This window comes from Flintibacter faecis (genome assembly GCF_014287875.1).
Taxonomy (GTDB): Bacteria; Bacillota; Clostridia; order Oscillospirales; family Oscillospiraceae; genus Lawsonibacter; species Lawsonibacter faecis_A.
Window position 1 is genome coordinate 1 of sequence record NZ_JACOPN010000013.1, and the last position, 19,532, is coordinate 19,532.

Below are 19,532 nucleotides of genomic sequence, written 5' to 3' on the forward strand. Positions count from 1 at the left end.
TCGGACATAGTTTGCTTGCTCCTTTCGAATGTTTGTGTGGTAACTTCATTCTACCAGAGCCTGCAAGCTATGTCTTCTTTTATGCTCTTTTTAATTTGCGCAAGTTATTGTACATTATCCGTCAGCGGCACATACCACACCGCCACGATCAGCCGCCAGACCAGAACGAAACCGCCGATGATCCCGGCCAGAATAAAGTTCAGCGCGAACAAGGCGATCCCACTGCCCAGGGAGCCGCCGCCTGGTATGATCACGCATGCGGTCGAGGCCTATCTGAGCCGCTACTACAACACCGCCAGGACCCGCGCGCGGGCCGAGCGCGCCGTTGTGACCATCTTTTCTCACCTTGAGCGCGCGTATCGCGACGGTGCGTCGCTCCCCGACCGCGCGGCGATGCTGCAAGCCTCCTTCGACGCGGGAGCCGCCTTCACGCGCGCGAGCGTCGGCAATGTGCCAGAGGCGCAGCCGCCAGATGCCGAACGGCAGCCCGCAGAGTATCCATAACCATAGGTAGTCCAGCTCACCGGTTTTCACGCAAGCGGACCGGAAGATGCAGTACAGCAGCGCGGCGGCCGCCACGGGCAGGATCGTCTTGCAAAAGAAATCCTTTATTGCTTCGCCTCTCGTCATAGGCTCGCCTCCTTTGATATGTCTATATCGTTATTATATTTGATGTTCTGACAAAAGCCCAGGATAAAACGCAGAAAACGGATTTATTCCAGCTCCACATTCTTTTTCCGCTCCTGCTCCGGCTGCGGCGGGGAAAGAAAATCCTCCACATTCTGACGCATGGCAGCATAGTCCTGTTCTTTCCGCTGGGCTTTCTGCAATTCAGCTTTTAGAATGGCTTTTCTTGCGTTGAGCTCGTCTATTTCGGCCTGCATCCGCTCTGTGGCAGGCAGCGGAACCGCACCCAGCCGCTTACACTCCCTGGCGGCGGCTTCAAAAAGGATGATCTCGCTCTCATGCCCTCGCAGAAACTTTTCCTTATCCCTGGACGCCTTATAGCGGTCATAGATTGGCTTGAGCTGGCGGTAGGCGGCGACGTGCTTCATCTTCAAGGCCAGCTCGTCGATTTTCGCCCCGGTATCCCGAAGGTCCGCTTTCAGCCGGGCAGCGGAGGCGGATGCCACCTCGCACCGATCCAACAATTCTTCATAACTGCCGATACCATGCTCTGTCAGGAAGTTGGAGGTATCTGCAATCCGTTTCAGATTTTCGATGGTCGCCCAGCGGCGATAGCCTGCGCTCTGCTGTGCCTTGATGTTATTCTGGATATCAATGAGCAGGCTGATCTTTCCGTTCTGCGGTTTCGGCTGGTGGGAAGGTCTGGAACATCCGGCAATCCGGGCGGCAAGGGCTTCTTCGGTGTAGTCCACACCCAGGGTTTTCAGACGGGTGAATCGTTCCTGATCCGGCGCTCTGGCGGAGATATATTTGCCCCGCTTGATCTCATAGCCTTCTCTCTGCAGGCGACGAAGCAGTTCTTCTAAATCGGAACAGGCTGGCAGGAGTCGGTCGATTGCCGCTTTCAGCTTTGCCTTATAGCTGGTGCCGTTCTGCGTAGCCTGATGTTCAATATAGCTCTTGCCCTTGTCCTGTCCTGGGATGATGACAGACAGACCGTGTTCCTTGCAAAGCCGGTCGGAGGTGCGGCGGATATCGTGATAGCTTCGCTTGTTGGAATGATAGTGTTTATGATCCGCAAAGCTGACCGCATTGAAAATCAGGTGATTATGAACATGATCTTTGTCTATATGAGTGGTAAGTACAAACTCATACTTGCCGCCCAGGATTTCTTTTGCAAGTTCCATGCCGATCTCATGGGCCTGCTCCGGCGTAACCTCCCCAGGCTGAAAGGCTTGGATCAGGTGGCGGCCCAGGTTCGTTCCTTTGTCGATGGCATGGCGGCGGATCCAGGAAAATTCAATATCCGCAGTTTCGGCGGCACAGCCATAGGAGGATACAAGCAGCTTTCCGTCCGTCTTTTCCGGGTTGCAGATATAGTCAATGGCCGCTTTCAGCGTTGACTTGATAGGATGTGTCTTTGTAACTGCCATATCTCGTCCAGCCTTTCCCGCATCTCGTCCATGTCGGCCTGATATGCAGGGCCTCCGGCGTTGATTCGCTTGGCAATTTGATTGATGTTCCGGCCGATGGCAGAAAGCTCTTTGGTAAATGCCTTGATATCTGCGGTGTCCGTATAGATGATATACCCGTCAATCGCCATCTTTCGGAGGTAGGCGCCATATCTGCGTGTGGGTAACTGGTTCATTTTTTCGTCTATGAGCCGCTTTTCATCCTCCGTAACATAGAATTTCATTTGGATATTCCGCTTTCGGTTTGCCATGCGCCGCCTCCGTTCTTCATAAGGGTTTGGGACTATCCCAACAAGCAATTTTGAATTTTCGGACAAGGGACCTGAAAATCTCAAAATTCGCAAGCGGGTACTCGCTTGCTGTGCTTGCTATCTACTTCGTACCCCGTATTTCTTCCGCTACCAATACTACAATCGGAGAAGTGTCTTTTGGCCACATCTGCGGATTTTTGCAAAAGAAAAACGCCATGAACTACCTGTTCATAGCGTTCCTTACACCGTATTCAATTTTCTCCCTCGCTGTCCGCTCTCGCATCCAATATTGCCTGTGCCGTCGCTGTAAGGATTTTGATTTCTGCATCCGTCAGCTCGTCCAACAGTATTTCAAACTGCCGCCGCTCCGTAGACTTATCTGCGGCTTCGTTGCCGTAAAGGATCTGATCGACAGAGATATGATAGCGGGACACCAGCTCTAAAAATACCTGTACGCTGGGATGCTGACCTTTGTTTTCGATGTTGGCAAGATAGCGCGGCGAGATAAACAGCGCATCGGCCGCCTTATTCCTAGATTCTTTCTGCTTTGTGCGACTGGCTTTGATTTCCAAACCATACGGCTTGAAGTCAATTTTTGCAATAGGACGTTTTTCTTTCTTGGCTCTTTTAGGCATAATTCAATCACCCTATTACATTCTACAGTTCCACTATCTTGCAGAATATGCCTTATTTATTCATTGTATTGGCTCGAATAATTCATATTCCGTTTCTTGTAACAATTCAACTGGCTATATATAATAAAAACGCCAAATTGATTCAGCCTTGTTCTATCCCCAAAAAATTATTTTACCTCTTGACTCTCACGTTACGTCATAGCGTATGATAAGGCTATGTTCGGACATGAGAAACAAATTGGAGGCTTTACCATGAAAATAACAGCGATCCGGTCTGACCGGATTTATCGAGATATGATGACTGCACTTCCCGACAAAAAGGAAAATATTTATCGGAATCAACTGATGAAGCCCTTTGAATTTAAGTGGGCGTGTGTTGGGATTCCTCTGACGGCAGCGCAAGAGGGTGGCTATGATGTGGTTTCTGCCGCCACAATGAGCGGCTTCTATGCCCCGGTACAGATCACGGAGGAACGCCAGGCAGAAATTGAAAAAATCAGCAGCGATACTTTTTGGGCAAGCTGTGAGGCCAGCATCCGTAATACGCTTCTTGACTTTGAGAAGCACGGCATTCAACTCCCGAAGCAGGAGTATGTGTTTACGGTCATGCTGAGCGACCCGCAAAGTCCCATGACAGCGATGACAGGAGATTACTGCGGCGATGGAGGGATTCCCGGTTATATCATCGGCTCTATTGTGCCGAATGAGCGGTCGCTCGGTCTGCTCCCTGTGGCGTTGGCACATGAAACAAATCACAATGTCCGCTGGCAGTTTATACAATGGAGCAATCATATTACGCTGGCTGACATAATCGTATCGGAGGGACTGGCAGAAACATTTGCTGCTAAAATGTTTGGTGAGGATAAAGTCGGCAAATGGGTCAGCGAAACGACACCGGGGGTGCTGCGGAAAACCATCAAACCACTTGTTCGTGAAAACCTTGAGGCACATGATTTTCAGACGCTTTCTTCGTATCTTTACGGGGATGAGATCATGTCCCTGCGCGGTGGTCAGCCCATTGGTATGCCATACTGCGGCGGATATGCCTGCGGGTATGCGCTGATCGGCCATTATCTGAAAAAAACCGGAGCATCTATTTACGAGGCGACCATTACGCCGACAGAAGAAATTTTGAAGCAATCGGAGGATTTCTGGAAATGAAAGTCAGCGACGTGGCAAAACTGACGGGTGTTACCGTTCGTACCTTACATTACTATGATGAAATCGGCTTACTTCCGCCAAGTGAAGTCACAAGCAGCGGCTACCGGGTTTACAACGATGCTGATTTGGAGGTTTTACAGCAAATTTTGTTTTTCCGGGAGCTTGACTTTTCGCTGGAGGAAATCCGGGGAATCATGCAGAATCCAGCTTATGAAAAAGAGACTGCTTTGCAAAATCAGAAAGCACTTCTGGTGCAAAAGCGGGACAGACTGGACAGGCTGATCGCTCTTGTAGATAAGACATTGAAGGGAGAATGCGACATGAGTTTCAAACAGTTTGATACAACAAAGATAGAAGAGGCAAAACAGCAATATGCGGCAGAGGTCAAGCAGCGTTGGGGAAACACCGTTGCCTATGCTGAGTATGAAAAGAAGTCGGCCAGCTATAATACTGTTCAACAAAAGATGCTGGATGGCGAAGGCGCGGCGATTTTGAATGAGTTTGGCAAGAATCGCTCACTCCCGCCAGACAGCGTAGAAGTGCAGGAGCTTGTGAAAAAGTGGCAGGCTTACATTACGGACAACTACTACAACTGCACAAAGGAGATCCTTTCCTGCCTGGGTCAGATGTATGTGGGTGATGAGCGCTTCACGCAGCACATCGACCAGTATGGTGTCGGGACGGCAGCTTTTATGGCGGCGGCAATAGAAGTCTACACAAGCTGAAAGCCAGGTCACTATGAGAGAAAGCTGAAATAAAAGCAAAGAGAAGGGTACTTCGCCCTATGCAAACAGAATTTATACGCTGCCCGATTTGTAGAAACAAAACGAGGGTACAAATCCGAGACGATACAGAATTGAAGAATTTTCCTTTGTTTTGTCCGAAGTGCAGGCAAGTCACTCTAATCAATATTACACAATTCAAAATAACAGTTATCAAAGAGGCAGACGCATAGACGCAGAGCCGATAACCCGTAGCCAACAGGCACACGGTTTATCGGCTCTTTTCTTTTGATAATAGCTGCGCTGGCATACACAACAAGACCGTTTTGTTCGGCCTTGCGGCGCAGAACGGCAGTTTTGAAATATTGCATTTCAAGCCGCCGTTTTCCTTTTGAAAAATTGGATTTACGGGGGGTGTGGTAAAGTCGCCCTTTTTTAAGGATACGGCGGTGTCCGAGGAGGTATCGCCGTGTCTTTTTTACTTTTTCGCAGCGTCCATGATTTGCACCAGCTAAAAAAAGCGTAGCCCCTCCATCGGACTATTCCGGCTATGAGTATGAACACAGGAATCATGTAAATAGATTTTATAATTCTTCTTCGCCTGCCTGCATTTTGCAGACAGGCGCTTTTTGTCGTTATAGGGGATGCTTCTATCGTCCCTGCGCTCCGCCCTTTTCCTGATCCGGCCACCCACTCGATCAGGACGAAAGGAGCGTACAAATGAGCGACAGAAAAAATAATTTTGATTTTTCCCGGCAGAGCTGGCCAAAACAGCCTTCCGCAGAACGAGTAGTGGGCGAAAGGGAAAGAAAAGAACTGCCTCCCGGCACGAAGGGAGGTGAGAACATGAAACCTGATCGCCACGCCAAACACAAGCAGCACGCCTTTGACAGCTTTTGCAAAAAGGTCTTGAAGTGCGAGGCCTGCAATGGCTATCGAGAGATCAGCCGCAGGAAGAAGCACAGCATCCCTTTCAGCGAACTGCCGGAGGACGCAATGGAGCAGCTTGCGACCTATGACCGTTATCCCTGGGAGTACAACACCTTCATTCTTGGCGGTGATGTGATCCTGATCGAAAACGATCTGCTGGCCGATGCGCTGAACGCCTTGCCTCAGGACAACCGGGATATCCTTCTGATGTACTGGTTCCTGGAAATGGCGGACCGTGAGATCGCGGAGCGTATGAACCTGGCCCGCAGGACGATCAACAACCGCAGGCTGAAATCCTATCGGCTGCTGAAAGAGCTGATGGGAGGTGATACGGATGCGTGACACCGCAGCTTCCCGGAATAATCTTCTTCCTTATCCGGTCATTACCGCCGCTGTCCAGGGCGACCCTGACGCGGTAAACCGTGTGATCGGCCACTACTCCGGCTACATAGCGGCGCTTTCCACAAGGACAAGCTATGATCCTCAGGGCTGTCCTCATTCTCAGGTGGACGATGATCTGCGCCGCAGGCTGGAAACGAAGCTGATTATTGCGATTCTGGATTTTGACCTGACCTGATTCAGATGACCGCCGTGTGTTCCCCTTTCCGCATGGTGTGTTCCGCACCTTGACAAAGAAAGCCCGTTGGGAGGCCAGCGCCGCAGTATAAGGCAAACGGATACATTCCTGTTTGTGCCGAGCCATACGGCCGGTGCGCCATGACCTCGTTTCAAGTCCGCAGGACGGGACCACTGTAACGGGCGAGCGAACAGCACCAGACCGCAAAGCAAGCGTGGCAGCTTGCGGGCGATGACACACGGGCAGGGTTAAAGATACTCGCGCATTGAACGCCCACAAAGCATTGTGCGCCGCACCCATCAGCATGGGCCGGGGTGAGATTCCCGTGGAGCTGCGACCGAAGGAAGTGCCTTTGGCGGCCAGCAGCCGTCCGTTTTGCCTCTTTCATTGCTATTTTTATGAAAGGGGATTTTATCATGCAAGATAAAGCTACAAATCCCGGCAAGATCGACAGGCCAGAGAAAAATCCTCTGGATGCAAAAAAGACCTATCACATCGGCAATCGGTCGTTCGTTGTTGAGCCGGTTTTCAAAAAGGAAAGCCCGGATACCCTGGGCAGCGTTCTCCTTCGCCTGATGAAGTCCGAGAGTGAAAAGCTGTAAATAGCTTTCAGACCCGGCTGACAGAGGCAGCAAATGGCGGTATAATATGTTCGTACAAGTATATTTGCTATTCGACTGCCTTAACGGAAGGAGGACTTATGAAACAGTCGAATAACAAAAAATCCCGTGACGTGACCGCCTTTCTCTATGAAAGACTTTCCCGTGACGATAATCTTGAAGGTGAAAGCTACAGTATCGGCAATCAAAAGAAACTGCTTGCCAAAGTCGCAAAGGAAAAAGGTTACACAAACCTGGTGCACTTCTTGGATGACGGCATTTCCGGTGTGACGATGGATCGCTCCGGCTTCGTGGAAATGATCCGCCAGTTAGAACAGGGAAAAGCCGCCGCTGTCTTTGTCAAAGACCTCTCGCGCCTGGGGCGCAATTATATTGAGGTCGGACGGCTGACGGAAGAATTTTTCCCGGACCATGATATTCGCCTGGTGGCCGTTTCGGATAACATCGACACGGCGGAGGGCGAAAATGAGCTTGCCCCGATCCGCAACCTGTTTAACGAGTGGTATGCCCGCGATATCAGCAAAAAGCGGCGCATCAGCAATAAGATCAAGGGCAATGCCGGTGAGCCGATGGGCCAGCCTCCCTATGGTTACATCAAGGACCCGAATGATCCGAAGCATTGGATCGTGGATGACGAGGCAGCCCAGGTTGTGCGCCGCGTTTACAGCATGACTTTGGAGGGGTTCGGAACAGAGCAGATTGCCGCCCAGCTTGAAAAGGACGATGTCCTGACCCCGCGGGCCTACTGGCTCACGAAGGGCATCAAACGCCCCGGCAAGGGCAAACAGCAGCCGCCTACCAAGTGGAACAGCTCCACAATAACCAAAATTCTCTCCCTGCAGGAATACTGTGGTGACATTCTCAATTTCAAAACTTATTCCAAATCCTACAAGAATAAGAAGCGAATCGACAATGACCGTGAGAATTGGGTGGTGTTCCAGGACGTCCATGAGGCGATCATCGAGCGTGCTGTGTATGAGCAGGTGCAGCAGAAGCGGGGCAAAATCCGCAAGCGCCGCACCAACAACGGAGAACACAATATGTTTTCCGGCCTGCTGGTCTGCGCCGACTGCGGCAGCAACCTTCACTTTCACTTCAATCAGGGCAATCCAGAGATCAAGTATTTCAACTGCTCCAACTACAAGGGCAACCGTGGCACCTGCACCTCTACCCATTATGTCCGTGTGGACTTCCTGGAGGAAGTGGTGCTGGGAGAGATACGGCGCTTAACGAAATTCGCCAGCCTCTATGAGAACGAATTTGTAAAAGCGGTGATTGGTCATTCCCAGCAGGCGGAACAGACAGACCGCAAGCTGAAGGAAAAGGAACTGAAAACGCTCCTTGCCCGTGATGAAGAATTGGACGGTCTCTTTGAGCGCATCTATGAGGACAATGTTTCCGGCAAGCTCTCCGATGACCGCTTCGCAAAAATGTCCCGGCGGTATGAGGACGAGCAAAAGGAACTGTCGGAGAAAATAAAAAAGCTCCGCTCCGAAATAGAGAAGCAGAGCAGCCGTTCCATGACAACGGATATGTTTATCGGTCTTGTCCGCAAGTACACCAGAGCGAGAAAACTGACGCCCAGGATGCTGAACGAACTGATTGAGAAGATCGAAGTGTTCAATGCTGAGAAGATCGACGGCGTATGGGAGCAGCGGCTTCGCATCCACTATAACTGCGTCGGAACGATCGAGATTCCAACGGTGTTGCCCCTGCCGATCCCGGAAGTGTCCGTAAATACAAGAAAAGGCGTAGTCGTCAACTACGCCCCCCTGTGAACTCGCTGTATAAAAAGCGAGTGTTCTTACAGCCTTTCAAATGCTGTAAGAACACTCGCCATGGTCGGAGTGTAATTATAGGATTTCAGAAAACACAGATATATCAACGGTTTTCTGGCAGTCGGCAAGAGGTATTTATTCTAAAATCGAATTTTACCAGATACTCGATAATACTCTTCTACATCAGATGAATAATATCGCCAATCAAAAGATATGTGTGTATTAAATATCTCGAAGCTTCATCTTTTGTAATGTCAGTATGAGTCCCCTTGCAAACAGCGTTGTTTATCGCGTCAAGCCTTTCACCTATACTTTGCAAATCTGCACCAACAACTGATGAGTATGTTTTGCTATCGGATTTACCAGCGATAAACTGTATGAGGCGATTTATATATTGATCTTTTCCAATTTTTATTGTCTTCCCATTTTTAAGTGTGATTGGATCATCGCTCGGTGGATATATACTATCCGCAAAATCATTTAGGATTCGCCTACATGAGTGAATTGCATTGGCCCAATCCTCTGGATTATCAGAGTCCATATTTTCATATACGGAGATAAATTTTCTGATTGAATCTGGACATAGTTCCATTAGTTTTTCATTTGTAGAAATCCGGGACTCTGTAAAAATGTCCTCCATAATATTTCCATATTGAAGACGGCTATATATATTTAATACATAGTCATACAACTTTCCGCTAATTTTTCCAATCCATTTGGTCTGTGATGCAATGTCATTTGCAATAGCCAGGCGTTCTTGTCCGCCTTTTGTATGAGCAATAGCGAGTGGAGTAATATCTCCCGAATATGAGGTCGGATCATGTGCCGCTTGAATTCTCATTTTACCAGTTTCAATATTCTGTTCTAATTGTGAAACTAATGTCAGGTTTGCATATTCAGTTCGCTTCTTGTCTTCCTTTTTGAAATAACGCCTTCCGGCAATCTTAGAGATACGCCAAGCATCTGCTGTCATATTTCCATCATCATCTTCAGGATAACCTGATGATTCAAAGCTAAATAATAGAACCCCATCAGTATCATTCATTAGGCGGCATAACCGCAGCCCTTTTAAGATGATATTCGTTAGTGGAATTTCAGAGAGTTCAATGTTTTTCAAAATTTCGGCAGAAAGATTCGTACATTCTTTTAATCTATCGCTATTCATTACAATCTCCCACTTTTTCAGTTTCAAATCTATAGGAGAATTATAACATACAGTAGAAAATGTGTCGACATAAATTTGTTTAAAACGCCGCCCAGCAGGACAACGGGCGGCGTTTTCATATATAAAACCATGAAGGGAGGTCACTTCCACCCGGCCAGTCTGCGGACTGGCTTTTTTTCATGCCATAAAAAGGAGGTTTGCAAATGGCAGATGATAAGAAAAATATTCCCGAGGCAGCCCCGCCCGCCGAGGCTCCCGCTCCCGCGGTAGAAAATACCGCCGTGCCGGAGCAGCCCACTCCCGAGCCTGTGCTGACCAACGCAAAGACGATCATGCTGGAGCACGAGGGGCAGGCGGCGCTCTTTGAAATGGGCGAGGTCGTGCCTGATCCCGCCGACGCTGTTACCCGCACTGAGGTGGAGGAGCCTGCCGCTCCCGATACCCCCAAGGTTGAAGAGGAGCAGGCGCAGCCGCCTGATCCCGGCAAGGACAATCCCGCCCTGGCACATTCCGGCAAGGTGGTGGATTTTTCCGCTGCCCGTGACGAGGCGGCCAAGGAGGAGAAAAAGGCGGTCAAGCAGAAGCCGCCCACCGAAAAGGACAAGCCCGCCAAACCCGGCAGAGGCCGACCGCCCAAGGATGGCAAGGCCGCTCCCGATAAGGCAAAGCCGCCCAAACCTCGGGACAAAAAGTCCCAAAGCAAGCCTGCCCCGGAGAAGCCTGCCGTGGATAAGGGCGGCGCTCCCGCTGGTGCGGAGGTCACGCCGGAGCCATCTGCGCCCCGTGACGCCACTCGACCGGTAAAAGAGGAGATTGTCTATCTCAATCTGTCTGACCTGCATCCGTTCAAAAATCACCCCTTTGGTGTTCGGGACGATGCGGAAATGCAGGGGCTTGTGGAGTCGGTCAAGGCGGTAGGCGTCAATCAGCCTGCGCTGGTGCGTCCCCGTGAGGATGGCGGCTATGAGATCATCGCAGGCCACCGCCGCCAGCGGGCAAGCGAGCTTGCCGGATTTGCGAATATGCCGTGTATCGTCCGCAACATGACGGACGATGAAGCCATCCTTGCCATGACGGATGACAACCTCCGCCACCGTGAGCGCATTTTGCCCACGGAAAAGGCGCAGTCGCTGAAAATGCAGGTGGAGGCCATCAAGCACCAAGGCTCCCGTCCCGGTGAGGAGGACAAGGACGCAGGAAAACGCTCCACGCAGGTCGTGGGAGATCGTAACGGCATGAACTACAAGCAGGTGCAGCGGTATATCCGCCTGACCGAGCTTGTGCCGGATTTGCAGAAAATGGTGGACGAGAAAAAGCTGGCGTTCACCCCGGCGGTGGAGATCTCATTCATCCGCCCCAAAAATCAGAGGTATATCGCCGTATCCATTGAGGGGCAGCAGTCCTCGCCCTCGCTGTCGCAGGCGCAGAAAATGCGGGAACTGGACAAGGACAGCAAGCTCAACGGTGATGTGATCGACGGTATTCTGTCGCAGGAGAAAAAGGAGGTAGACAAGGTGATCATCAATAGTGCGGAACTGGAAAAGTATTTCGGCAAGGACAAGTCCCCGAGGGAAATGAAAGACAAAATCATTTCTCTGCTGGATGACTGGAAGGCCAAGCAGCCGCCCGAGCTGGGCAAGCCCGAGAAGAAAACGGAGCTTGAAAAGTGACCTTGGGACTTTTTGTCCCGAGGTCTTTCGTTTCCCCGGATGGCCCTTGTGGTTATATCCCCCGTCGCCGCCTGTATTTCAGCATGGCCGGGAGCGGGCTGTCAAGGGTGCATCGCACCGCCGTTTTCGGCGGCCAGCCCTTGACCGCCTATCCCGGCTATGCTTTTTCTCCGGCAAGCGGCGGGGGTATATCCTCCAGAGCCGCCCCCTTTCCCAAGAATGGGAAAGGGTTGGGGTTTGGGTTGACCCGCTACATTATATAAAATCGGAGGTTTTTACAATGAAACGACCCCTCGCGTATATCACCGCCGCAGGCGTAAGCAGCGATCACGAAAACACAAAGCTGGCAGCGCAGTATTGCCGCACGGTGTATGAGGCAGGCTTTTCGCCTATCTGCCCGACGCTCTATCAGCCGCTTTTCCTCAATGACGCCGTTCCCGAGGAGCATAAGAGCGGCATCGACATGGGGCGCGACCTGCTCCGCCGCTCTCATGTGCTGGTGGTGTGCGGTCATACCGTCACCGAGGCCATGAAGAACGACATCGCCGTTGCCCAGCGGCTGGGGATCACCGCCACTACCCTTGAGGGCATTTTGACCGTCAAGGGACAGGGGCGCAGATAAGATGACGGCGCTCCGGCTGGGGAGCCTGTTTGACGGGATCGGCGTGTTCCCTTTGGCGGCGGTGCGCTGCGGCATTGAGCCAGTATGGGCAAGCGAGATTGAAAAAGCCCCTATTTCCATCACCAAGCGCCACTTTCCCGATATGGTTCACTTGGGGGATGTGACGAAGCTGGACGGGCGGGAACTTCCGCCCGTCCATATTATCACCTTTGGCTCACCGTGCCAAAATCTCTCGCAGATCGGCAACCGCAAGGGGCTTGCGGGAGAAAAGTCCAGCCTGTTTTTTCAAGCCATCCGCATTATCCGTGAAATGAGGGAGGCGACAAATGGTCTATTTCCAGCAATCGCTGTTTGGGAAAATGTCATGGGAGCGTTTTCATCAAATAACAGGATGGATTTTAGAGCCGTCCTATCCGCTTTCACAGACACCGATGTTTCAATGCCTGCTTCTGGAAGATGGGCAGGAGCCGGAATGGTGCGAGGGCGAACGCCTGACCTCTGCTGGCGGCTCATGGATGCCCAACATTGGGCAAGCCCCCGGCTGGCACGACGGCAGCGTATCTTTCTTGTGGCAGACTTTGGAGGACGGCGTTCCCACGAAATACTTTTTAAGCCCCGCACAATGCAGTCACTTTCTGCATCTGGCAGAGATCGCGGGCTGCCCGCCGCCTGCGGAGATCGAGGCTCTTTTATTGAAGCAGGGCGGCGTGTACCAGTCACCCGACCCTTTCAATGCTTCCGTATGCGGGCGTCCGCCAAGGAGCGGACGGAAACAGCGTTCCGAAACAGCTTTGGACTGCCAACTGACCCTTTTCCCACTCTGTTAGCGGGCGGTGTTACACCCTTTGCCTTTTGGTATGAGGACGATCCCGCCGGGGGCTGTGTCCGCTTTCCCACGGAAACGGAATGTGAGCGGCTCATGGGGCTGCCGGAGGGCTGGACAAGGTACGGTGCGGACGGCGAGGAAATCCTATCCTCCCACCGCTACCGGGCATTGGGAAACGCCATTGCGCTGCCCTGTGCCGAGTACATCATGGTGGGGATCGCGGAGGCGCTGATAAAAGGAGGTGCAAATGACGGTATTTGAAGCCTACATCACCAACCTCGGCAAATACGCCGAGGGGAAGCTTGTGGGCGAAACGCTGAAATTTCCGGCCACCACGGAGGAGGTGCAATCGCTCTTAAAAAATATCGGCGTGGATGGTGTGCGGTATGAGGAATTTTTTATCACCGCCTTTGACGGCGATGTGATGGGCTTATACGACTATCTCACCGAGTATGAAAACTTGGACGAGCTGAACCATTTGGCGCATCTCATTTCCGAACTGGACAGCGACGAGATCGAAACGCTGGAGGCCGCACTCAACAAGGGCGACCACACTTCCAGCGTGGCGGACATCATCAACCTCGTTCATAATCTGGACTGCTATTCCCTCCACCCCGGCGTGACCGACGATGAAACGCTGGGGCGCATCTATGTAGAGGACATGGAGCTGCTGGATGTGCCGGATAATGTGCTGCCCTACTTCGATTTTGAAGCCTATGGGCGGGATATGCGGATCAACGAGGGCGGCCACTTCGCCCCCACAGGCTATCTGACCCGCAGCGGCGACTTCAAGGAGGTGTACCACGGCATCGAGGACATTCCCGCCGAACACCGTATTTTTGCGTACCCCAAGTTGAATATCCGGGAGCAGATGGCGGCCTACAAGGAGGTCATAGACCGTTCCTCTTTGGAGGGCGAACGCCTGCACCCGAGAAAGGAGCATGATGAACGCTGACCTTGGGACAACTTGTCCCAAGGTCATAATGCTATCAGAGAGGAGGCGATGACGGCTGGTAGATGAGGATATTTCCCGGCGCACGATTGCCATATCGGTGAAGGCGTCGAAGCTGACTGCCCGGGGGCTTGCCTATGTTGTCCGGGCGGTGGGGCGCAAGATCGCCAAGGCGCACCGGGCAAAGCAGACACCTCACGGCAAGCAGAGCGTGAAAAAACTCATGGCGCACGGCACATCCACCAGCAGCCTTGAGCTGTCCGGGGATGCCAAGCTCTTTGACCGGGTAGCCCGGAAGTGGAATGTGGACTATGCCTTTTATCAGACCGAACCGGGGAAATACCTACTGTTCTTCAAATCCGGGCAGGCGGACGCCATGACCGCCTGTTTTTCGGAATACTCCCGCAAGGTGCTGGATAAGGCCAAGTCCCGCCAACCCACGATTCCCGAACAGATGAAGCAGGCGGAACAGCAGCTTGCCAAGGAAAAGCCTCAGAAAGAACACATTAAGGAGGCCGTGCATGGTAACAGATAAGCTCCGTAAATATGTGCTGCCCAACATTCCCTATGTGTTCATCGGCTGGATATTCCTCAAGCTGGGGACGGCGTACCGTCTGGCGGCAGGCAGTGATTTCGCCCATAAATTCATCGGGCTGGGTCAGACTGTCGGCGCAGCCTTTGCCGACTTTGCCCCCGGCCTTGCTCCCTTTGACTGGCTGGTAGGCATTGTGGGGGCGGTGGCGTTCCGTCTGCTGATCTGCTTCAAAAGCAAGAACGCAAAGAAATTCCGGCGTGATGAAGAGTACGGTTCAGCCCGTTGGGGATCTGAAAAAGATATACGCCCTTTTGTCGATCCCAAGTTTGAAAACAATATGCTGCTGACCGCCACGGAACGGCTCACCATGAACACCCGTCCGAAAAATCCCGCTAACGCCCGCAACCTCAATTTCTGCGGGATCGGCTCGTCCGGCTCCGGCAAGACCCGCTTTTGGCTCACGCCGCAGCTCCTGCAAGCCCATTCTTCCTATGTGGTGGTAGACCCCAAGGGTGGTGTGCTGGGGCAGGTCGGCTCGTTTTTGCAAAAGCGGGGCTACAAAATCAAAGTGTTCAACAGCATTGATTTTTCAAAATCCATGCACTATAACCCGCTGGCGTATATCAAGACCGAGGCGGACATTCTAAAGTTTGTCAACGCCCTCATTTCCAACACCAAGGGCGAGGGCAAGGAGGGCGATCCGTTCTGGACGAAGGCGGAAACACTTTTGTACTGCGCCCTGCTGGGCTACATCATTTTTGAGGGTGCGGAGGAAGATCGGAACCTGAATACGCTGGTGGACATGATCTCCGGCATGGAGGTCAAGGAGGATGATGAAAACTATAAAAACGCCGTGGATTATATGTTTGACGGCCTTGCCAAACGCAAACCGGATTGCTTTGCCGTGAAGCAATACCGCAAATTCAAGCTAAGCAGCGGTGTTGTATGCTCTAAAAGACTTCTTAATCAAGCGGTTGGGAAGTCTCTTAGAACACACAACCTAAAACCGAAGAAAGGAGCGCAAGTTATGAGAAAAAACGAGAAAATCACTGCTCTGTATGAACGATTGAGCCGTGATGACTTTGGCAAAGATGATGACCAACAGCGTGAGAGCAATTCCATTTCCAACCAAGAGTTAATATGTAAAGGGTTGTTTCTGCCACCTAATACATATGACTGCGGCTCATTTGTGGTGAATTGAAAAGCAGTTGTAAGAAAGGAGTCAAAAAGCCTTATAACCGCTGGAAATCAACACAAAAGGAGCTGAATTTTATGAAAACTATCTTTGAAGAAATGGGCGGTACATACCGTCAAGTGGGATATTATTTCATTCCCAACATTACTTTGCCGGATGACGGCGAATATCAGATAGGCAAATACGGGCGTATGCGCCGCAGCTATCTGAAAAAGTACCGTAAAATACTCTACAACAACTATGTGCTGGAGGGAACGCTGTTCAAGCATTTAGCTGAAATCGATCAAGTCTGCAACGAGCGCATTGAAAACATCGTTTCAGCTATGGCAAAGCAGGAAGGCGTAACTGAAGCGTTCAAAGCGGCTGATCAAATAGAATGGGTGCGCCGTATGAACAGTATCCGTAACCGTGCGGAAGAAATCGTTCTGCACGAATTGGTATATGATCTGTAAACCTGATACAAAAGCCCCACACTTCTGACAATAAAATCGGAAGCGTGGGGTTTCCTGATTTATTTTGTTTGTTTGCTGTTTTCTTCGATATTTGCCACAAGACGGTCGAAATCACTCTGATATGTTCTGTCCTGCAAAACACGGAATTTTTCAAATTCACTTTCTGCAAACGCCTTTGCGATGGCAGCGGTCACCTTGCCTTTGTCATGTAAAATATCTTCTTCGTTGAACTGGAGGAACGCATCCAAACGATTAACCCAATCCTGCATATACATGATATTTCCTCGCCGTGCCTGTCTTTCGGCATAGTCCAGATACATTGTCACGATCTCATTCAGATTTATCATTTCTTCTTCGTTCAAGTAGTTTTTGGCGATTGAAACATCAGACTTGCGAATACGCCCCTGCGGAGCATTTTTCCAAGTTGTCAAGCCCATGTTTGGTTTCGTGCTATCGGCTCGTCCATAAACAATCTCAGCCGCCGTATGATGAGTGACAGCGTAATGAAGCTTATTCTGTACTGTGGCAAAAAACTCTTTTGTAACAGGACTGTTCACATCATAGTCAGCACTGCACTGGGAGTAAATGTCCGTGATTTTTTGATAAAAACGGCGCTCGCTGGAGCGAATATCACGAATACGCTCCAACTGTTCCTCAAAATAGTCCTTACCAAAGAGGTTTTCTGGTTCTCTCAGTCGTGCATCGTCCATCACATAGCCTTTAATAATAAATTCTTTTAATACTCGATTTGCCCAAATGCGGAACATCGTAGCCTTTTTAGAATTAACACGGTATCCGACAGCAATAATGGCATCCAGATTGTAATAGCTTGTATTGTACCGCTTGCCGTCTGCCGCAGTTGTTTCCATTTTGGAAACAACTGCTTCTTCCTGCAATTCGCCGGATGCAAAAATATTTTTCAAATGTTTTGAAATAGCCGCCTTTTGCACTTCAAATAATTCTGCCATCTTTGCCTGCGTCAGCCACAAGTTTTCCTGATATAAAAGGATTTCAACCCGAACTTCACCATTATCAGTTTTATAAAACAGGATTTCCCTTGTTTCATAAGGAGTTAGCCCATATTCTTCGTTCATATCCATTCCATTCCCTTCCTATTCTTCACTTTTGTTTCTCGCTCTGCTTTTGTAAACATTATGCTTGTTCTTGCACTGCGGGCTGCAAAATACAGCACTTGGTCTGCTTGCGACAAAAGCTTTGGTACAATGCCTGCAAAGCTTAATCGGGTTTTCGCTGTCGGTCAGCATAAAGCTGAACATCATCTGAACTCCAAGCATGAGAGAGTGAAAATCCCAAATAATCGTCGGCTTATCCAAAAGGGCTATATGATAAGTTGGAGCGATGCCGCCAAATGCCGCCATGCTCTGCTGCATCATCTGCCGGGTTTCATCGTTCAGTGTATCATAATCCTCATAATAAAGGAAACTGTTGATATAGGTAAACGCCCAGTCGATGAACTGCTGTTTTATCCATTCATATCGCTCCGCATATTCCCGCTGAAAGCTCATGTTGACCGCCATCGGCTTATCTGTCATGGTCAAAGCCAGTGCCATCATAACACGGTCATTTTGGATGTTCCACATGGACTCGATACCACGCTTGATCACATCCAATTTGTCAAATGGAAAGAACAGTGCCAGATATTTTTCCGTGGACATAGTTTCTTTTTTGATAAAGTGGTTTTTCGGCAGATACACCGCCTCATATTCCATAAAGTTTGGTGTGGTAGGTAACGCAGTCATCAGTCCAAACAAGCCGTATTTCACCGCAAATTGCTGGATAGCCTTCTGAATTTCGGCATCCGGCTTTTTGCTCATACCCATGCGTCCTATGTTGATGGCATCCAATACAATTTTCTGATACTCTGCCAGCGGATCATAAATACTCGGTTGCGCCGTTTTGGTGGGCGTGAGATACAGAGTTCCGTCCTCTGCCGCCTTCCATTCATATTCACTATACCGCACCCAATTAGAACTGGTGCGTTCAAAAAGGTTCTTCATTTTCTCACCCCTGTTTCCAATCACTGATACCATATTTGGATAAAAGCTCTTTTGCCTGTTCCATACCGCTTTCCGTAATATATACCGATTTGGAACGGGACGGATGATTTCCCTGCCGGATATAGTCTGCATCGTCCAATTCGTTCAGTATATCAAAATCGTAGCCTTTCCATGCATAAAAATCGGTTGCTTCGTGAAACTTTTCTCTCTGTGTAAAGCGGGAGAGGTATAACAGCATCAGTGTTAATTCCCTCATTGCTTCTTCTGCTTTTATATTTCCCATATCAGTCTATTCCTCACTTCATATTGTAACCTGAATAACTCTGTTTTATATTATCGATTATACGATTTCTATTCCCCTGAATCAATCTCCATTCTGGATTCTTCTAAAAAATCTTTCTCCAATAAGGTCATTGGCTGTTGCTTTTCTACCTTATCCAAAAGTGCAGGAAGCAGCTTTTTTCGTATCTTTTTGAGCATCGTGCCACGCACCTTGCGGATGTTCCGGTCGCTTTGATTCCGTATTTTAGCGATCCTTATTGAGCTAAACAACCGGACAGCACAGAGAAAGAGCAGCTCTTTGTGTTCCTCAGTCAATTCCCAGAGAATTTTGGATAGGTATTCTTCCGTTACAAGTTCATGTATATCGTAAGGACAGTAGAAAATTGCGTCAATGAAATCACCTTTTCGTATCTGCTTTTCCAGCACATCATTTAGCGTATCCGGAAAAAAGAGTTCATTGGCAGATGCCCCGTAATCAAGAGGAACATCATCGCCGCTTCTGCTGAGTTCATGATAGCGTTCCCTACGCTCCCGATTAGCGTCCAGCCTGTCCCACCATGCAATCACATTTTCAAACTCCCGCTGTGTTCTGGCGGAATCCTCCAATCGTGCAAGGGCTTCTGCCCGCAGTTCTCGTTTGAGCTTCTTACGCTCCAGTTCTTCCTCGTCAGTACCATCCTCAAAGGGATGTTCCTCGGCGTCGGCTTCCAGTTCTTCGATGAGCTGTTTTTCTTTTGTAATCTGCCGTCTGACCTGTTCGGATAATTCGGTTTCTTCGGTATCTGTATCATTGTCAGCAAGAACAACTTGGTTCTTCCGCTTCCTTCGCTTCTTTTCGGGAAGATCGTCAGCGGGTTCTTCTTCCTCATCGTCCCAAAGGGCGTTTTCATTTTCTTCGTCATCGACTATGTAATCGGAATCGTCCGCTTCATATTCATCTTCATAGTCAGTATCTTCTTCATAAAAACCGTCATGTTCATATCGTTCGGGATCGTCAAACACCGCAGACACCTCCCTTCAAAAATATTTTTGAAATTTTTTT

23 protein-coding genes and 2 pseudogenes are annotated in these 19,532 nt (G+C 50.0%); 15 read left to right on the forward strand and 10 right to left on the reverse strand.

Annotated features, from left to right (window positions below):
- Positions 1–104 precede the first annotated feature (104 nt).
- On the reverse strand, positions 105–254 hold the full coding sequence (locus H8S55_RS14285) for a DUF6050 family protein (RefSeq protein ID WP_436233160.1): 150 nt from the start codon (positions 252–254) through the stop codon (positions 105–107).
- Between H8S55_RS14285 and H8S55_RS13960 the strand changes: the two genes are divergently transcribed.
- Entirely contained in the window at positions 247–504 is a 258-nt protein-coding gene (locus H8S55_RS13960) for an iron-containing alcohol dehydrogenase (RefSeq protein WP_207721869.1), read from the forward strand. The genes H8S55_RS14285 and H8S55_RS13960 overlap by 8 nt on opposite strands.
- A 3-nt stretch (positions 505–507) precedes the next feature.
- Here H8S55_RS13960 and H8S55_RS14290 read toward each other — a convergent pair.
- From H8S55_RS14290 to H8S55_RS13140, 4 genes and pseudogenes are all read right to left on the reverse strand, one after another.
- A pseudogene (locus tag H8S55_RS14290) lies at positions 508–630 on the reverse strand (DUF6050 family protein); the annotation flags it as partial.
- Positions 631–713: 83 nt separating this feature from the next.
- Positions 714–2,060, reverse strand: a complete 1,347-nt coding sequence (locus H8S55_RS13130) for a relaxase/mobilization nuclease domain-containing protein (RefSeq protein WP_186879302.1) — start codon at positions 2,058–2,060, stop codon at positions 714–716.
- Entirely contained in the window at positions 2,021–2,350 is a 330-nt protein-coding gene (locus H8S55_RS13135; protein ID WP_186879303.1) for a MobC family plasmid mobilization relaxosome protein, read from the reverse strand. Before H8S55_RS13135 ends, H8S55_RS13130 begins: the two co-directional genes overlap by 40 nt.
- Before the next feature lie 251 nt (positions 2,351–2,601).
- Positions 2,602–2,985, reverse strand: a complete 384-nt coding sequence (locus H8S55_RS13140) for a helix-turn-helix transcriptional regulator (protein WP_118640416.1) — start codon at positions 2,983–2,985, stop codon at positions 2,602–2,604.
- A 252-nt stretch (positions 2,986–3,237) separates the two neighbouring features.
- Between H8S55_RS13140 and H8S55_RS13145 the strand changes: the two genes are divergently transcribed.
- From H8S55_RS13145 to H8S55_RS13175, 7 genes are all read left to right on the forward strand, one after another.
- Complete coding sequence (locus H8S55_RS13145; protein WP_186879304.1) at positions 3,238–4,146, forward strand: DUF2268 domain-containing putative Zn-dependent protease; 909 nt, start codon at positions 3,238–3,240, stop codon at positions 4,144–4,146.
- Positions 4,143–4,871 (forward strand): MerR family transcriptional regulator, encoded by a 729-nt coding sequence (locus H8S55_RS13150; RefSeq protein ID WP_186879305.1) that lies wholly within the window; start codon positions 4,143–4,145, stop codon positions 4,869–4,871. The genes H8S55_RS13145 and H8S55_RS13150 overlap by 4 nt, the downstream gene beginning before the upstream one ends.
- 59 nt (positions 4,872–4,930) lie before the next feature.
- Positions 4,931–5,101, forward strand: a complete 171-nt coding sequence (locus H8S55_RS13155) for a cysteine-rich KTR domain-containing protein (RefSeq protein WP_186879306.1) — start codon at positions 4,931–4,933, stop codon at positions 5,099–5,101.
- 613 nt (positions 5,102–5,714) lie between these two features.
- Entirely contained in the window at positions 5,715–6,140 is a 426-nt protein-coding gene (locus H8S55_RS13160) for a sigma-70 region 4 domain-containing protein (RefSeq protein WP_243200619.1), read from the forward strand.
- Positions 6,133–6,375: a helix-turn-helix domain-containing protein gene (locus tag H8S55_RS13165; RefSeq protein ID WP_113992623.1), complete on the forward strand. Its 243-nt coding sequence runs from the start codon at positions 6,133–6,135 to the stop codon at positions 6,373–6,375. Before H8S55_RS13160 ends, H8S55_RS13165 begins: the two co-directional genes overlap by 8 nt.
- 416 nt (positions 6,376–6,791) lie before the next feature.
- Positions 6,792–6,977 (forward strand): hypothetical protein, encoded by a 186-nt coding sequence (locus H8S55_RS13170; RefSeq protein WP_186879315.1) that lies wholly within the window; start codon positions 6,792–6,794, stop codon positions 6,975–6,977.
- 98 nt (positions 6,978–7,075) lie between these two features.
- Positions 7,076–8,773: a recombinase family protein gene (locus H8S55_RS13175; RefSeq protein ID WP_186879308.1), complete on the forward strand. Its 1,698-nt coding sequence runs from the start codon at positions 7,076–7,078 to the stop codon at positions 8,771–8,773.
- A gap of 178 nt (positions 8,774–8,951) precedes the next feature.
- On the opposite strand, the gene H8S55_RS13180 is transcribed toward H8S55_RS13175, so the two are convergent.
- On the reverse strand, positions 8,952–10,088 hold the full coding sequence (locus H8S55_RS13180; protein WP_186879309.1) for an AbiTii domain-containing protein: 1,137 nt from the start codon (positions 10,086–10,088) through the stop codon (positions 8,952–8,954).
- Positions 10,089–10,141: 53 nt separating this feature from the next.
- Between H8S55_RS13180 and H8S55_RS13185 the strand changes: the two genes are divergently transcribed.
- The 7 genes and pseudogenes from H8S55_RS13185 to H8S55_RS13215 all read left to right on the forward strand — a co-directional run bounded on the left by H8S55_RS13185 (position 10,142) and on the right by H8S55_RS13215 (position 16,190).
- Positions 10,142–11,608: a ParB/RepB/Spo0J family partition protein gene (locus H8S55_RS13185; RefSeq protein WP_186879310.1), complete on the forward strand. Its 1,467-nt coding sequence runs from the start codon at positions 10,142–10,144 to the stop codon at positions 11,606–11,608.
- A gap of 280 nt (positions 11,609–11,888) precedes the next feature.
- On the forward strand, positions 11,889–12,230 hold the full coding sequence (locus tag H8S55_RS13190; protein WP_186879311.1) for a DUF7768 domain-containing protein: 342 nt from the start codon (positions 11,889–11,891) through the stop codon (positions 12,228–12,230).
- A 1-nt stretch (position 12,231) separates the two neighbouring features.
- Positions 12,232–13,317: a DNA cytosine methyltransferase gene (locus H8S55_RS13195; protein WP_186879312.1), complete on the forward strand. Its 1,086-nt coding sequence runs from the start codon at positions 12,232–12,234 to the stop codon at positions 13,315–13,317.
- The gene (locus tag H8S55_RS13200; protein WP_186879313.1) at positions 13,304–14,011 is read left to right on the forward strand and encodes an antirestriction protein ArdA; all 708 of its coding nucleotides are present in this window, start codon (positions 13,304–13,306) and stop codon (positions 14,009–14,011) included. Before H8S55_RS13195 ends, H8S55_RS13200 begins: the two co-directional genes overlap by 14 nt.
- A 97-nt stretch (positions 14,012–14,108) precedes the next feature.
- Complete coding sequence (locus H8S55_RS13205) at positions 14,109–14,543, forward strand: PcfB family protein (protein ID WP_186879314.1); 435 nt, start codon at positions 14,109–14,111, stop codon at positions 14,541–14,543.
- Positions 14,530–15,510: pseudogene (locus H8S55_RS13210) on the forward strand (type IV secretory system conjugative DNA transfer family protein); the annotation flags it as partial. The gene H8S55_RS13205 and the pseudogene H8S55_RS13210, both read left to right, overlap by 14 nt.
- Positions 15,511–15,815: 305 nt before the next feature.
- Positions 15,816–16,190 carry a TnpV protein gene (locus H8S55_RS13215; protein WP_002593307.1) on the forward strand — a complete coding sequence of 125 codons (375 nt, stop codon included), beginning with the start codon at positions 15,816–15,818 and terminating at the stop codon, positions 16,188–16,190.
- 59 nt (positions 16,191–16,249) lie between these two features.
- On the opposite strand, the gene H8S55_RS13220 is transcribed toward H8S55_RS13215, so the two are convergent.
- The 4 genes from H8S55_RS13220 to H8S55_RS13235 all read right to left on the reverse strand — a co-directional run bounded on the left by H8S55_RS13220 (position 16,250) and on the right by H8S55_RS13235 (position 19,492).
- The gene (locus H8S55_RS13220) at positions 16,250–17,284 is read right to left on the reverse strand and encodes a virulence RhuM family protein (RefSeq protein WP_034591715.1); all 1,035 of its coding nucleotides are present in this window, start codon (positions 17,282–17,284) and stop codon (positions 16,250–16,252) included.
- 18 nt (positions 17,285–17,302) lie between these two features.
- Positions 17,303–18,208, reverse strand: coding sequence for a hypothetical protein (locus H8S55_RS13225; RefSeq protein WP_002596348.1), 906 nt, complete (start codon positions 18,206–18,208; stop codon positions 17,303–17,305).
- Positions 18,209–18,212: 4 nt separating this feature from the next.
- Complete coding sequence (locus tag H8S55_RS13230; protein ID WP_002593310.1) at positions 18,213–18,491, reverse strand: DUF6429 family protein; 279 nt, start codon at positions 18,489–18,491, stop codon at positions 18,213–18,215.
- 68 nt (positions 18,492–18,559) lie between these two features.
- Complete coding sequence (locus H8S55_RS13235; RefSeq protein ID WP_002593311.1) at positions 18,560–19,492, reverse strand: hypothetical protein; 933 nt, start codon at positions 19,490–19,492, stop codon at positions 18,560–18,562.
- Positions 19,493–19,532 lie beyond the last annotated feature (40 nt).

What these genes read in the sequence shown, in the direction of transcription:
- H8S55_RS13175 (WP_186879308.1), top strand. Translation starts at nt 7,076, where the DNA reads ATGAAACAGTCGAATAACAAAAAATCCCGTGACGTGACCGCCTTTCTC.
- H8S55_RS13215 (WP_002593307.1), top strand. Translation starts at nt 15,816, where the DNA reads ATGAAAACTATCTTTGAAGAAATGGGCGGTACATACCGTCAAGTGGGA.
- H8S55_RS13145 (WP_186879304.1), top strand. Translation starts at nt 3,238, where the DNA reads ATGAAAATAACAGCGATCCGGTCTGACCGGATTTATCGAGATATGATG.
- H8S55_RS13190 (WP_186879311.1), top strand. Translation starts at nt 11,889, where the DNA reads ATGAAACGACCCCTCGCGTATATCACCGCCGCAGGCGTAAGCAGCGAT.
- H8S55_RS13230 (WP_002593310.1), bottom strand. Translation starts at nt 18,491, where the DNA reads ATGGGAAATATAAAAGCAGAAGAAGCAATGAGGGAATTAACACTGATG.
- H8S55_RS13160 (WP_243200619.1), top strand. Translation starts at nt 5,715, where the DNA reads ATGAAACCTGATCGCCACGCCAAACACAAGCAGCACGCCTTTGACAGC.
- H8S55_RS13185 (WP_186879310.1), top strand. Translation starts at nt 10,142, where the DNA reads ATGGCAGATGATAAGAAAAATATTCCCGAGGCAGCCCCGCCCGCCGAG.
- H8S55_RS13155 (WP_186879306.1), top strand. Translation starts at nt 4,931, where the DNA reads ATGCAAACAGAATTTATACGCTGCCCGATTTGTAGAAACAAAACGAGG.
- H8S55_RS13195 (WP_186879312.1), top strand. Translation starts at nt 12,232, where the DNA reads ATGACGGCGCTCCGGCTGGGGAGCCTGTTTGACGGGATCGGCGTGTTC.
- H8S55_RS13960 (WP_207721869.1), top strand. Translation starts at nt 247, where the DNA reads ATGATCACGCATGCGGTCGAGGCCTATCTGAGCCGCTACTACAACACC.
- H8S55_RS13130 (WP_186879302.1), bottom strand. Translation starts at nt 2,060, where the DNA reads ATGGCAGTTACAAAGACACATCCTATCAAGTCAACGCTGAAAGCGGCC.
- H8S55_RS13225 (WP_002596348.1), bottom strand. Translation starts at nt 18,208, where the DNA reads ATGAAGAACCTTTTTGAACGCACCAGTTCTAATTGGGTGCGGTATAGT.
- H8S55_RS13140 (WP_118640416.1), bottom strand. Translation starts at nt 2,985, where the DNA reads ATGCCTAAAAGAGCCAAGAAAGAAAAACGTCCTATTGCAAAAATTGAC.
- H8S55_RS13150 (WP_186879305.1), top strand. Translation starts at nt 4,143, where the DNA reads ATGAAAGTCAGCGACGTGGCAAAACTGACGGGTGTTACCGTTCGTACC.
- H8S55_RS13220 (WP_034591715.1), bottom strand. Translation starts at nt 17,284, where the DNA reads ATGAACGAAGAATATGGGCTAACTCCTTATGAAACAAGGGAAATCCTG.
- H8S55_RS13170 (WP_186879315.1), top strand. Translation starts at nt 6,792, where the DNA reads ATGCAAGATAAAGCTACAAATCCCGGCAAGATCGACAGGCCAGAGAAA.
- H8S55_RS13200 (WP_186879313.1), top strand. Translation starts at nt 13,304, where the DNA reads ATGACGGTATTTGAAGCCTACATCACCAACCTCGGCAAATACGCCGAG.
- H8S55_RS13165 (WP_113992623.1), top strand. Translation starts at nt 6,133, where the DNA reads ATGCGTGACACCGCAGCTTCCCGGAATAATCTTCTTCCTTATCCGGTC.
- H8S55_RS13135 (WP_186879303.1), bottom strand. Translation starts at nt 2,350, where the DNA reads ATGGCAAACCGAAAGCGGAATATCCAAATGAAATTCTATGTTACGGAG.